The organism is Martinezella rhizogenes, assembly GCF_007002745.1.
GTDB lineage: Bacteria > Pseudomonadota > Alphaproteobacteria > Rhizobiales > Rhizobiaceae > Agrobacterium > Agrobacterium cucumeris.
The window spans coordinates 344,025-357,219 of record NZ_SGNY01000004.1; the positions used below are offsets into that span (position 1 = coordinate 344,025).

Below are 13,195 nucleotides of genomic sequence, written 5' to 3' on the forward strand. Positions count from 1 at the left end.
GCCGAAAACCGTCAGTCGGCGGTTTTTTGCGCCGTCAGAACGGCTTCGGCGATGGCGCAGGCGCTTGTGACGTGATCGAGCGCGGCCTTGTAGGCAGCGTCACCGTCTCCCTTTCGGATGGCCTCAACGATCTTTTCCATCTGCGCCGGACCGTCAGTGTCGCGGCTTTTCGTCTTGATGGTCATGGAGCGCAGATGGTTGATCCGAACCGTCAGCAGATTGACGACGCCCCAGGCGACATGCCGGTCGATCTTGCTGAACAAGGTCTGGTAGAAGGACGAGGTATGTGCCAGCACGCCGGGCATATCCTTCGCGAGATAACTTTCACGGATGTGCCTGAGAGAAACCTCCAGCGCCTCGACGATGGCGGGATCGCGGCGTTCGGCGCAAAGGCGTGCCGCCATTCCCTCCAGCGCACCGCGAATTTCGTAAATCTGCTTGGCCTCATCCAAATCGAGCAGCGCGACCATGGGCCCCTTGTTGGGCAAATTCGCCACCAGCCCCTCGGATTCCAGATGCCGCAGGACCTCGCGCACAATGGTGCGGGAAACGCCGAGCTGGGCGCAGAGATCACGCTCCACCAGACGGTCTCCCGGGCGGAAATAACCATTCACGATGGCATCCCGCACCTTGTCGAGCGCAAGTTCCCTCAGCGTCTTCGTCGGACGCTCAACGCGAATGGCAGTTCCCTGCAAAGCACCGGTCATGGTATCACCTCGTTTGGCACATTCCGCTTCGGCTCGCCGCACGCCAAAGCAGGTTCTGGCTCTTGATATTATGGCGTACCAACTTATTTAGCCGCGCATCATCTTTATGGCAACAGCAGACCGTGCGGCAGTACAGCCTGCCGCGGCACCGGGAAACCTTATCCCATTCTTTCCGAGGCATAGGAGCCGGGACCGGGCGGAAACACCACGGTTCGGCTGCCGTTCAGGAATACCCGCCGGTGGATGTGGGCGTGAATGGCCCGGGCCAGCACCTGTGCTTCCACATCGCGGCCAAGCGACACGTAATCCTCCGCACTCTGGGCGTGGGTGATGCGCACGATATCCTGCTCGATGATCGGGCCTTCATCCAGATCCGCAGTCACATAATGCGCCGTCGCGCCGATCAGCTTCACACCGCGCTGATAGGCCTGTTTATAGGGGTTGGCGCCCTTGAAGGATGGCAGGAAGGAGTGGTGGATATTGATGATCTTTCCCGACATCGCCGCGCACATCCTGTCGGATAGCACCTGCATGTAACGGGCGAGCACGATGAGCTCCGTTCCGGTGCTTTCAGCGATCTCCATGATCCGGGCTTCGGCCTGCGGCTTGTTTTCTTTCGTTACCGGAATGTGGTGGAAGGGAATGTCGTGGTTGACGACGACCTTCTGGTATTCGAAGTGGTTGGAGACCACGCCGACAATATCGATCGGCAGGGCGCCGATGCGCCAGCGATACAGCAGATCGTTGAGGCAATGGCCGAAGCGCGACACCATCAAAAGAACCTTCATCCGTTCGGACTGGTCGTGCAGCGCCACCTCCATGCCGAACTTTTCCGAGATCGGTGCAAGCCCGGTCATAAGCTCGTCGCGTTTTGCTCCCTCCTCCGAAATGAAACCCACACGCATGAAGAAGCGACCTGTGCCCAGATCATCGAATTGCGAACTGTCGATGATATTGCAGCCCTTGTCAGCCAGAAAGCCTGAAAGGGCGGCGACGATGCCACGGGTGGACTTGCATGTTACGGTCAGGACGAAATTCGTCATCTGGCGTTCTCTCTGTCATCAATAAGGGAAAAACCCGCGCTGTTTGACGAGCGCGGGAAGAACCGCAAGGGCGGCGGGGAAAACCGGGTCAAACGTCGAGCGTGGTCTGATGCTCCCAGGCGGTGAACTGCGAGCAATAGCTGTTCCACTCACCCTGCTTCAGCTTGAGATAGGCTTTCGAGAATTCAACGCCCAGCGCCTGCTGCAATTCCGCATCCTTTTCATATTCGCGCAGAGCGTCGAGAAGATTGAGCGGCAGCTTCGGGGCATCCATGACCTTGTGCCCCTCGCGATACATGTCGATGTCGTGATGCGGACCGGGATCGGCCTTGGAGCGGACACCGGAGAGGCCGGCGGCGATGATGATTGCCTGCAGCAGATAGGGGTTTACCGCGCCATCCGGCAGGCGCAGTTCAAACCGCCCCGGCCCCGGTACGCGCACCATATGGGTGCGGTTATTACCGGTCCATGTCACCGTGTTCGGCGCCCAGGTCGCGCCCGAAATGGTGCGCGGCGCGTTGATGCGCTTGTAGGAATTGACCGTCGGATTGGTAACCGCCGCAAGAGCCGACGCATGTTTCATGATGCCACCGAGAAAGGTCTTGCCCTTGGCGGAAAGCCCGAACGGCATTGCCTTGTCGGCAAAGGCATTGATCTTGCCGTCGAGATCCCAGACCGAAATATGGGCATGGCAACCATTGCCGGTTAGCCCCTTGAAAGGCTTCGGCATGAAGGTGGCGCGCAGCCCGTGCTTTTCGGCGACGGATTTGACCATGAACTTGAAGAAGGAATGTTTGTCGGCGGTCTGCAGCGCGTCATCATATTCCCAGTTCATCTCGAACTGGCCATTCGCGTCCTCATGGTCGTTCTGGTAGGGCTTCCAGCCCAGTTCCAGCATGTAATCGCAGATCTCGGCGATCACATCGTAACGGCGCATCACCGCCTGCTGGTCGTAGCACGGCTTTTCCGCCGTATCGTATTCGTCGGAGATTTTCGCCCCATCAGGCGAAATCAGGAAAAATTCCGGCTCAACGCCGGTCTTGACCCGCAGTCCCTCGCCTGCCGCTTCCGCGATAAGCTTTTTCAGAACCACGCGCGGCGCCTGTTCCACCGGCTGGTCTTCCATGACGCAATCGGCAGCGACCCAGGCGACATCCCTTTTCCACGGAAGCTGGATGACCGACGAGGCATCGGGTACGGCAAAAAGATCGGGATGAGCCGGCGTCAGATCGAACCATGTGGCAAAACCGGCAAAACCCGCCCCGCCCTTCTGCATATCGGCAATGGCTTCCGCAGGAACCAGCTTGGCGCGCTGGCCGCCGAAGAGATCGGTATAACTGATCATGAAATATTTGATGCCCTTTTCGGCAGCAAATTTGGAGAGGTCCAGTGTCACGTCATTCCCCTTTTTTTGGTATCAGACACTTCATTGAAAAAAGACGGGCACATCCTCCCAAATGCGCCCGTCCGTTCTTTATGGCTTAAAAGCTGCCTTTCCCCGGGAACCAGTTCGTTCCCGCCAGCGGAACCTGCGCCATTGCCGCAGCCTCCATGGTCAGCGCCACCAGATCTTCCGGCTCCAGATTGTGGAGATGGTTCTTGCCGCAGGCGCGCGCGATGGTCTGCGCCTCGAGCGTCATGACCTTCAGGTAATTGGCGAGGCGGCGGCCGGCGGCAACGGGATCGAGGCGTGCTGCCAATTCGGGGTCCTGCGTGGTGATGCCGGCGGGGTCTTTGCCCTCATGCCAGTCATCATAAGCGCCGGCGGTGGTGCCGAGTTTCTGATATTCCGCTTCCCAATGCGGATCATTGTCACCCAACGCCACCAGCGCCGCCGTTCCAATCGCAACCGCATCGGCACCAAGCGCCAACGCCTTGGCGACATCCGCGCCTGAGCGGATGCCGCCGGAGACGATGAGCTGCACCTTGCGGTGCATGCCGAGATCCTGAAGCGCCTGCACGGCGGGGCGAATGCAGGCAAGCGTTGGCATGCCGACATTTTCGATGAAGACATCCTGCGTGGCGGCCGTGCCGCCCTGCATGCCGTCAAGCACCACCACATCGGCACCGGCCTTCACCGCCAAAGCCGTGTCGTAATAGGGGCGTGCACCACCAACCTTGATGTAGATCGGCTTTTCCCAGTCGGTGATTTCGCGCAGTTCGAGGATCTTGATTTCGAGATCATCAGGGCCGGTCCAATCAGGGTGGCGGCAGGCGGAGCGCTGGTCGATACCCTTCGGCAGATTGCGCATGTTGGCGACACGATCGGAAATCTTCTGACCGAGCAACATGCCGCCACCACCCGGCTTCGCGCCCTGGCCGACCACGACCTCGATGGCGTCCGCACGGCGCAGGTCTTTCGGGTTCATGCCGTAACGTGAGGGCAGATACTGGTAAACCAGCGTCTGGCTATGGCCGCGCTCCTCATCCGTCATGCCGCCATCACCAGTCGTGGTGGACGTGCCGGCGATGGTCGCGCCACGGCCGAGCGCTTCCTTGGCATTGCCCGAAAGCGCGCCGAAACTCATGCCGGCAATGGAGATCGGCGTTTTCAACGTAATCGGCTTTTTGGCGAAGCGCGTGCCGAGCGTGACGGTCGTATCGCACTTCTCGCGGTAGCCCTCGAGCGGATAACGCGAGATCGACGCGCCGAGAAACAGCAGGTCGTCGAAATGCGGCACCTTGCGCTTGGTGCCGGCGCCGCGAATGTCATAGATGCCGGTCGCCGCTGCGCGGCGGATTTCCGCCAGCGTGTGATCATCGAATGTTGCGGATTTACGCGGCGGGGTGAAGGGGTTGTGATAGCTCATCGGAATATCCCTCGCCTCAATACGCGTCGGCGTTGTCGATGTTGAAATTGTAGAGCGTGCGGGCCGAGCCGTAGCGCTTGAACTCACCGGGGCTGACATCGGTGACGCCGGCCTTTTCGAGGAGTTCGGCAAGCTTTTCGAGATGTTCCGGGCGCATCTCTTTTTCGATGCAATCGGCACCCAGGCTCTTCACCGAACCGCGTACAAAAAGCTTCGCCTCATAAAGGGAATCGCCCAGCGCATCGCCCGCATCACCGCAGACGACGAGATGGCCGGACTGGCCCATGAAGGCGGACATATGGCCGATATTGCCCTTCACGACGATATCGATGCCCTTCATGGAAATGCCGCAGCGGGAGGCGGCATTGCCTTTGATGACCAAAAGCCCGCCGCGACCGGTGGCACCGGCATATTGCGAAGCGTCACCCTCGATGACGACGGTGCCGGACATCATGTTTTCCGCAACACCCGGCCCGGCCGAACCGTGCACGGTGACGGTGCCGCCATCATTCATGCCGGCGCAATAATAACCGACCGAGCCGCGCACATCGACGATCACAGGGCTGTCTATGCCGACAGCCACGGCATGGTGGCCGCGCGGATTGACGACTTCGAATTCAGTGTCGTTGGCTCCAGAGGAAAGGCCGTGGAGCGCACCGTTGAGTTCACGCAATGGCGTGTGGGAGAGATCGAAAACTGGCATGGATTATGACTTTCAAAACAGGCGCCGATGACGGGTCTCAGGCGGCCTTTTCATGGTCCCAGAAATAGACGGTCGCCGGTTCCGGCTCCCAGACGCGGGCATTTTCGATGCCGGGCAGATTGACCAGCGCGCGATATTCCGAGCCGAAAGCAACATATTGGTCGGTCTCGGCCATGACAGCGGGCTTGCAGGCGATGGGATCACGCACCACGCCAAAGCCGGATTTGGTGCCGACGACGAAAGTGAAGAAGCCGTCGAGATCATCGAGCGCACCCTGGAGCGCCTCGCCTAAATCCTTGCCCTTGGCCATCTCAGCCGTGAGATAGGCGGCGGCGACTTCCGAGTCGTTCTGGGTCTCGAACGTCATGCCCTCGCGCACCAGTTCGCGGCGCAGATTATTGTGGTTGGAAAGCGAGCCATTATGCACGAGGCACTGGTCGGCACCGGTGGAGAAGGGATGCGCGCCAAGCGTCGTCACCGCCGATTCCGTCGCCATGCGGGTATGGCCGATGCCATGGCTGCCGGCCATGGAGCGCACGTCGAAACGGGCGACAACGTCCTTCGGCAGGCCGGTTTCCTTGTAGATTTCGACACTGTCGCCCGAGCCCATGACCCGTACATTTGGTCGGGTGGCCAAAAGAACCGGACGAATACCATCCAGCTTCTCGGCGGGAATATCGAGAACAGCATGGGTGCTTTTCACCGTGACCACGGCGTCAACACCATTTTCCTTCAGCACTTCAGCGAGGCCGGAGAAATCGGCGATGGGATCGGCCGACTGGATCGTCACTTTCGCCCGGCCATTGGCAGCGCTGCCATAGATCGCAATCCCGGCCGAATCCGGGCCGCGATCGGTCATGGTGACGAGCATGTCAGAGAGCAGCTGACCCAGCTGCGGTTCAAGGCTTTTGTCTTTCAGGAATAGTCCAACAATGCCGCACATCGACAGGCACCTCCATTCGTTTCTGAATGAAGGGCTAACATATGGAATTCCAATTCGTCAACTATCAGGAATATTTTTTTCTTCTAAGGCAAATTCTCAATCACTGGTCACGCGCCTCTGCGGATAGGAAATGATCGACAGATAACGGGCGGGGAGCTTTACCAATTCCTCCGGCCCGTGCGGCGCATCGGCGTCGAAAAACAGGCTGTCACCAGCCTGCATGGTGAAAAGCTGCTCGCCGTGGCGATAGACCACCTCGCCTTCCAGCATGTAGAGAAACTCCATTCCCTCATGCTGGAAGGTCGGAAACACATCCGAATCCTTGGTGAGCGTGATGAGATAGGGCTCGACGGTGACGCCGCTGGTATTGTTGTCGATATGGCCGAGCAGGCTGTATTGGTGGCCGGCCCGGGTGCCCCTGCGTTCGATATTCACCCCTTGCCCCGCTTTGACGAAGGTCGCACTGCGCGGCTCCTCGAAACCGCGAAAGAACGCAGTGATCGGCACGCCCAGCGCCTTTGAAAGCGTCTGCAGCGTGGTGAGCGATGGCGAGATATTACCGTTCTCAATCTTGGAAAGCATGCCCACGGAAACACCGGTGGCCGATGCAAGATCGGTGACCGTAATGCCGAGTTTCTTGCGATAGGCGCGCACTTCATGACCGATCGCCATTTCCAGATTGTTGACCCTCGGCTCGCGAACGGCATGCGGGTCCTGCGACAGGAACTGCGCCTGCTCGGTCTTGGTGGTATCCTTGGCCATCGGTTCCTCCGGCATTTTCGTGTTTTCCCTTCTTTACAGGAAAACTATTTTAATTCAGGGGAAATCTTTGTCGCATGGCATTCGGTGTCTGACCGAAGCGGGCCTTGAAGCAACCCGAAAAATGGCCTGCACTGGAAAAACCGGTGGCGAAGGCCACTTCCGCGATGGAAAGTGGGCTTTGCTCCAGCAATCGCCGGGCGTGGTCAAGGCGAATGGCGCGGTAGGTCTCCAGAAAACTCGACTTCAGATGGCTCGCGAAAAGCCGGTCGAGATGCCGCGCGCTGGTTCCGGCCAGCTTTGCCATGGTCTGCCGGTCAAGCGGGCTTTCGATGGTCGTTTCCATTTTTTCCAGCACGGTCAGCAAGGCCGGATGGTGGGTGCCATGACGTTCCGCCGAGGAGCCCCGCTGCGGCGCGCCGGGTTCGGCGACCGCCGTGTGCAGATACCAGTCGCTGACACGCCTTGCGAAATGGGCGCCCATTCTCTGTGAAATCATCGCATGCATCATGTCAAGGGGCGCAACGCCACCGGCGCAGGTAATGCGGTCCCCATCGATGACGAAGCGGGCCTGTCTGGGCGTGAGATGGGCGAAGGCTTCCCGGAGTACCGGCGCGTGTTCCCAGTGGATCGTGAAATCGCGATTATCCAGCAGGCCCGCCGCTGCCAGCAGGTAAGCACCGCTGGAAATGCCACCAATCCTGACGCCCTGGCGCGCCAGCCGCCGCAGCATGCCAAAAGAACCTTCCTCCACCACCCAGTCCTGCGGCCCACCGCCGGCACAGACGAAGATCGTATGGCATCGCTCGCCCACCAAGGCGAGTGACTGGCAATCGACGAGGATTCCCGACGAGCTTCTGACGGCTTCACCGCCGAAGGACAAAGGCACGACCTCATAGAGATCAGTCCCGGCAATGAGATTGGCGGCCCGAAGCGGCTCCGCCGCCGAGGCGTAGGACATCAGCGCAAAATTCGGGACGAGGACAAAACCGATATGCTGGGTATTTTTTTGCTCGATGATGGTCATGTCTCTTTTCTAATTCATAATGTCCCTTTTCTGCAATCGCCTTTCGAGCCATGTCGGTAAGCTTGCGTGATATCGTTCGAGGTACGCCAGATGCGCTATTCCGCCTTTTCCATTTTCATGAATGGCCTTCTTGGCAATAAATCATGGAAGCCCGCATGGCGGGATGTGTCGCCGAAACCGCATTATGACGTCATCATCGTTGGCGGCGGCGGGCACGGGCTGGCGACGGCCTATTACCTTGCCAAGGAATTCGGCATCACCAATGTCGCGGTGCTGGAGAAAAACTATATCGGCTCCGGCAATGTCGGCCGCAACACCACCATCATCCGCTCCAATTACCTGCTGCCGGGCAACAACCCATTCTACGAGCTTTCAATGAAGCTCTGGGAAGGGCTGGAGCAGGATTTCAATTTCAACGCCATGGTTTCCCAGCGCGGCGTGCTGAACCTTTTCCATTCGGATGCGCAGCGCGATGCCTATACAAGGCGCGGCAATGCCATGCGGCTGCACGGCGTCGATGCCGAACTTCTGGACCGCGCCTCGGTCAAGGCGATGCTGCCGTTTCTCAATTTCGACAATGCCCGCTTTCCGGTTCAGGGCGGCCTGCTGCAAAAGCGCGGTGGCACGGTGCGGCATGATGCCGTTGCCTGGGGTTATGCCCGCGGTGCAGATAGTCGGGGCGTCGATATCATTCAGGGCTGCGAGGTGACGGGTATTCGCCGCGAAAACGGCATGGTCGTGGGTGTGGAGACAAGCCGCGGTTTCATCGGCTGCGGCAAGCTGGCGCTGGCGGCAGCGGGCAATTCATCGCAGGTGGCCGCCATGGCCGGCCTGAAACTGCCGATCGAAAGCCATGTGCTGCAGGCTTTTGTGTCGGAAGGGCTGAAGCCCTTCATCGATGGCGTCGTCACCTTCGGGGCGGGCCATTTTTACGTTTCGCAATCGGACAAGGGCGGCCTCGTTTTCGGCGGTGATATTGACGGCTACAACTCCTATGCCCAACGCGGCAATCTGGCGACGGTCGAACATGTCGCCGAAGCCGGTAAGGCGATGATACCGGCGCTTTCCCGCGTCCGGGTCCTGCGCTCCTGGGGCGGCATCATGGATATGTCGATGGATGGCTCACCAATCATCGACCAAACCCCGATCGACAATCTCTATCTCAATGCCGGCTGGTGTTACGGCGGTTTCAAGGCAACGCCCGCTTCCGGTTTTTGCTTCGCCCATCTTCTGGCGCGCGGCACACCGCAGGAAACGGCAACGGCCTTCCGGCTGGACCGCTTCCGGCGCGGTTATCTCATCGATGAAAAGGGCCAGGGCGCACAGCCCAACCTTCACTAAATCTGTCGCGGGATTTCAGGCGAAAACCGCTCACACTTTTCGGCATCCCGCTATCTGGCGGATCAAGGACATCTGAAATGGCAAGTCTCGTGCCCTGCCCGCATTGCGGGTCAAGACCCAGGCAAGAATTCACCATCAAGGGCGCTGCCCTTCAGCGACCGGCGGCGGATGCCGGTGCTGAAGAATGGTTCGATTATGTCTATCTGCGTGACAATCCGCGCGGCGCCTATGAGGAATATTGGCACCACACCTCCGGCTGCCGCCGCTGGCTGATCGTCGCCCGCGATACGGTCACTCATGAGATATCCGCCTGCCGCGATGCCGCCGGAGAGAAGGAAGCGACAAGCGCATGACATCCAGCCGCCTGAAGACCGGCGGTCTGATTGACCGCACCCAGCCGCTTTCCTTCACCTTCGACGACAAGGTGATGCAGGGTTTTGCAGGCGACAGTCTCGCCTCCGCCCTGCTCGCCAATGGCCAGCGGCTCGTCGGACGCAGTTTCAAATATCACCGCCCGCGCGGCATATTGACGGCGGGTGCCGCCGAGCCGAACGCCCTGATGACGATCGGCAGCGGCGGGCGCACGGAGCCGAACACGCGCGCCACCATGCAGGAGCTTTATGCCGGGCTGGAAGCGAAAAGCCAGAACCGCTGGCCCTCTCTCGATTTCGATATCGGCGCATTGACCGGCCTTCTTTCGCCCTTCCTCGGCGCGGGTTTCTATTACAAGACCTTCATGTGGCCTGCCGCCTTCTGGGAAAAAATCTACGAGCCCTTCATCCGCAAGGCGGCCGGTCTCGGCAAGGCAAGCTACGCGGCAGACCCGGATGCCTATGACAAATGCTGGGCGCATTGCGACCTGCTGGTGATTGGCTCCGGCGCGGCAGGACTTGCCGCAGCCCTTGCCGCTGGGCGCGCCGGCGCGCGCGTCATTGTTGTCGATGAACATTCCCTCGCAGGCGGCGGACTTCTTTCCGAAACGGCAGCCATCGGCGGCAAGAGCGCACCGGATTTCGCGGCGCAATGTGTTGCCGAACTCGAAACCCTACCGAATGTGACGGTGCTGACGCGAACCACGGCTTTCGGCTGGTATGACGGCAATGTCTTCGGCGCGGTGGAGCGGGTGCAGAAACATCTGCCCGATCCGGAAGCCCACGTGCCGGTGGAGCGCCTGTGGCGCATCGTCGCCAAACGTGCGCTGCTTGCCACGGGCGCGGAAGAGCGGCCGCTGGTCTTCGGTGGCAATGATATTCCCGGCGTGATGATGGCCAGTGCCATGCGCAGCTATCTCAACCGTTATGCCATCAGTCCCGGCACGGCGACGGCGATTTTCACCACCAATGACAGTGGTTATGCCCTTGCCCGCGATCTGGAAGCACAGGGTGTCACTCTCGCAGCAATCATCGACAGCCGCGAGCAGGGTAACCCGGGCTACGAAGGCAAGGCGCGTGTCATCAAGGGTGGCGTCGTCTCGAATGCAAAGGGCGGCAAGGCACTTTCCGCCATAGAAATTTATGCCAATGGCCGCACGGAAAGCATGAATATCGATGCGCTCGCCATGTCGGGCGGTTTCAGCCCCATTATCCATCTCGCCTGCCATCGCGGCGGAAAACCGGTCTGGTCGGAAGACAATGCTGCCTTCCTTGCCCCCGCCAATCTCAAGGGGCTCGAACTTGCCGGTGCGGTATCAGCGATCAATGGCATCGCCGCCTGCCTTGAAGACGGCGCGCGAAAGGGTGCGGCGCTTGCGCGGGATCTCGGTTTTGCAGCGAGGACACCAACATTTGGCGTCGTGGAAAATGATGTCGTCGCCCCGCCTGCAAAGCCACTCTGGTCCATCTCCGGCATCAGGGCCAAAGCCTTTGTCGATTACCAGAATGATGTTCACCGCAAGGATCTCGGTCTCGCCGTCAGCGAAGGTTACGGCCATGTGGAACTGGCCAAGCGCTATACGACGAACGGCATGGCGACTGATCAGGGCAAGCTTTCCAACGTCAACGCCATCGGGCTACTGGCCGAGGCGCGCGGCGTTTCGCCGGCCGAAGTCGGCACCACCACCTTCCGGCCTTTTTATACGCCCGTCTCCTTTGGCGCGCTCACCGGTGCTTATCACGGCCAGCATTTCCAGCCGGTGCGTAAATCGCCGCTGCATGGCTGGGCCGAGAAAAACGGAGCCATCTTCGTCGAAACCGGTCTCTGGTACCGCTCCTCCTGGTTTCCCCGCAGCGGCGAAAACGGCTGGCGGGAAAGTGTTGACCGCGAGGTTCTGAATGTTCGCAAGAATGCCGGCCTCTGCGATGTGTCGATGCTCGGCAAGATCGAGATTTGCGGCAAGGACGCCGCCGAATTCCTCAACCGGGTCTATTGCAATGCCTTTCTCAAGCTGCCGGTCGGCAAGGCGCGATATGGCCTGATGCTGCGTGAAGATGGCATGATCTATGATGACGGCACCACCAGCCGGCTGGAGGAGAACCGTTTCTTCATGACGACCACCACGGCCTATGCGGCGGGCGTCATGAACCATCTGGAATTCTGCACCCAGGCGCTCTGGCCGGATCTGGACGTGCGGCTTGCCTCTGTCACCGATCAATGGGCGCAGATGGCGATTGCCGGACCGAAGGCGCGCACAATTCTGCAAAGAATCGTCGATGAAGATATTTCCGACGAGGCTTTCCCGTTTCTTGCGGCCAAAGACGTCTCACTGTTTGGCGGGCAATTGCATGGACGCCTGTTCCGGATTTCCTTCTCCGGCGAGCTGGCCTACGAGCTTGCCGTTCCGGCCGGTTACGGTGAAAGCGTTGCCGATGCGCTGATGGAAGCAGGAAAGCCGGAGAACATCATGCCTTATGGTGTCGAGGCGCTTGGCGTGCTGCGTATCGAAAAGGGCCATGTCACCCACAACGAAATAAACGGCACGGTGGTGCCCACCGATCTCGGCTTCGGCAAAATGGTCTCCGCCACCAAGGCCGATTTCATCGGCCGGCGAATGCTGGAGCGCGAGGGGCTTTCCGCTGCCGACCGTCCGAGCCTTGTCGGCGTCGTGCCGCTGGATAAAAACCAGTCATTCCGCACTGGTTCGCATATTCTCGAAAGGGATGCGGCGGCAATGCTGGAAAACGATCAGGGTTATGTGACCTCAAGCGCGTTTTCACCCCATCTCGGTTCGACCATTGGCCTCGCCCTCGTCAAGAATGGCCCTGCGCGGCATGGCGAGGAAGTCGTGGTCTGGAACGGTCTGCGCAATGAATTCACCGCCGCCCGCCTGTGCCATCCGGTTTTCTTCGACCCTGAGAACGAGAAGCTCCATGTCTGATTTCAAGCCCGATTTCAAATCTGGTTTCCGGCCGACGCTCCGCCCGGTGCTGGGCAAAAAGGCAGCGATCGCTTCCACCGCCATCAAGCTCTCTCCCCTGCCGGAAGGCGCGATCATCCATGTGCTGGCCGCGCCCGGCGCAGCGGATATGGAAGTCCGTCTGCGCAGCTTCGCAAAAGGCGATGTGCGGGCGGTCTCTCCCGGCCAATGGCTCATCGTCGGCGAAGAGCCGCTGTCCCACGCGGAGATGAAGGCGTTTCTTGCGGCGCTTGAGCCGCAGGCGACGGGTGTGGACCAGAGCCATGGACGCGTGCGTATTCGTATCGAAGGCAGGATGGCCGAGCGGGTGCTGGCAAAAGGAACGGCGGTCGATCTTTCCACTGCGGCTTTTCCGGCGGGACGCTCCGCGACGACGCTGATCGGCCACATCGCCGCGCATCTCACCCGGCTTGATGGGCAGGTGTTCGAAGTCATTGTTTTACGCGGTTTCGCCGAAAGCCTGTGGGACGATCTTGCCCGGATGAGCCTTGAATTCCAGTGATCTTATCG

The 13,195-nt window shown here is 59.9% G+C and carries 12 protein-coding genes; 4 read left to right on the forward strand and 8 right to left on the reverse strand.

Annotated features, from left to right (window positions below):
* Nucleotides 1-11 precede the first annotated feature (11 nt).
* The 8 genes from EXN68_RS14815 to EXN68_RS14850 form a co-directional block, all read right to left on the reverse strand.
* Entirely contained in the window at nucleotides 12-707 is a 696-nt protein-coding gene (locus EXN68_RS14815) for a GntR family transcriptional regulator (protein ID WP_065117327.1), read from the reverse strand.
* A gap of 158 nt (nucleotides 708-865) precedes the next feature.
* Complete coding sequence (purU, locus tag EXN68_RS14820; protein WP_142841608.1) at nucleotides 866-1,750, reverse strand: formyltetrahydrofolate deformylase; 885 nt, start codon at nucleotides 1,748-1,750, stop codon at nucleotides 866-868.
* A gap of 88 nt (nucleotides 1,751-1,838) precedes the next feature.
* On the reverse strand, nucleotides 1,839-3,146 hold the full coding sequence (glnT, locus tag EXN68_RS14825; RefSeq protein ID WP_142841609.1) for a type III glutamate--ammonia ligase: 1,308 nt from the start codon (nucleotides 3,144-3,146) through the stop codon (nucleotides 1,839-1,841).
* An 85-nt stretch (nucleotides 3,147-3,231) separates the two neighbouring features.
* Entirely contained in the window at nucleotides 3,232-4,560 is a 1,329-nt protein-coding gene (locus EXN68_RS14830) for an FMN-binding glutamate synthase family protein (protein WP_142841610.1), read from the reverse strand.
* 16 nt (nucleotides 4,561-4,576) lie between these two features.
* Nucleotides 4,577-5,263 (reverse strand): GltB/FmdC/FwdC-like GXGXG domain-containing protein, encoded by a 687-nt coding sequence (locus EXN68_RS14835; protein ID WP_142841611.1) that lies wholly within the window; start codon nucleotides 5,261-5,263, stop codon nucleotides 4,577-4,579.
* Nucleotides 5,264-5,300: 37 nt separating this feature from the next.
* Complete coding sequence (locus tag EXN68_RS14840) at nucleotides 5,301-6,206, reverse strand: class II glutamine amidotransferase (protein WP_142841612.1); 906 nt, start codon at nucleotides 6,204-6,206, stop codon at nucleotides 5,301-5,303.
* Nucleotides 6,207-6,302: 96 nt separating this feature from the next.
* Entirely contained in the window at nucleotides 6,303-6,983 is a 681-nt protein-coding gene (locus EXN68_RS14845) for a helix-turn-helix domain-containing protein (RefSeq protein ID WP_161991349.1), read from the reverse strand.
* Nucleotides 6,984-7,017: 34 nt separating this feature from the next.
* Entirely contained in the window at nucleotides 7,018-7,992 is a 975-nt protein-coding gene (locus tag EXN68_RS14850) for a GlxA family transcriptional regulator (protein WP_142841613.1), read from the reverse strand.
* A 90-nt stretch (nucleotides 7,993-8,082) separates the two neighbouring features.
* Between EXN68_RS14850 and EXN68_RS14855 the strand changes: the two genes are divergently transcribed.
* The 4 genes from EXN68_RS14855 (at nucleotide 8,083) to soxG (ending at nucleotide 13,187) form a co-directional block, all read left to right on the forward strand.
* Nucleotides 8,083-9,333, forward strand: a complete 1,251-nt coding sequence (locus EXN68_RS14855; RefSeq protein WP_142841614.1) for a sarcosine oxidase subunit beta family protein — start codon at nucleotides 8,083-8,085, stop codon at nucleotides 9,331-9,333.
* Between the two features lie 77 nt (nucleotides 9,334-9,410).
* Nucleotides 9,411-9,686, forward strand: coding sequence for a sarcosine oxidase subunit delta family protein (locus tag EXN68_RS14860; RefSeq protein ID WP_142841615.1), 276 nt, complete (start codon nucleotides 9,411-9,413; stop codon nucleotides 9,684-9,686).
* The gene (locus tag EXN68_RS14865; RefSeq protein ID WP_142841616.1) at nucleotides 9,683-12,646 is read left to right on the forward strand and encodes a sarcosine oxidase subunit alpha; all 2,964 of its coding nucleotides are present in this window, start codon (nucleotides 9,683-9,685) and stop codon (nucleotides 12,644-12,646) included. Before EXN68_RS14860 ends, EXN68_RS14865 begins: the two co-directional genes overlap by 4 nt.
* On the forward strand, nucleotides 12,639-13,187 hold the full coding sequence (soxG, locus tag EXN68_RS14870; RefSeq protein WP_142841617.1) for a sarcosine oxidase subunit gamma family protein: 549 nt from the start codon (nucleotides 12,639-12,641) through the stop codon (nucleotides 13,185-13,187). The genes EXN68_RS14865 and soxG overlap by 8 nt, the downstream gene beginning before the upstream one ends.
* Nucleotides 13,188-13,195: the final 8 nt, after the last annotated feature.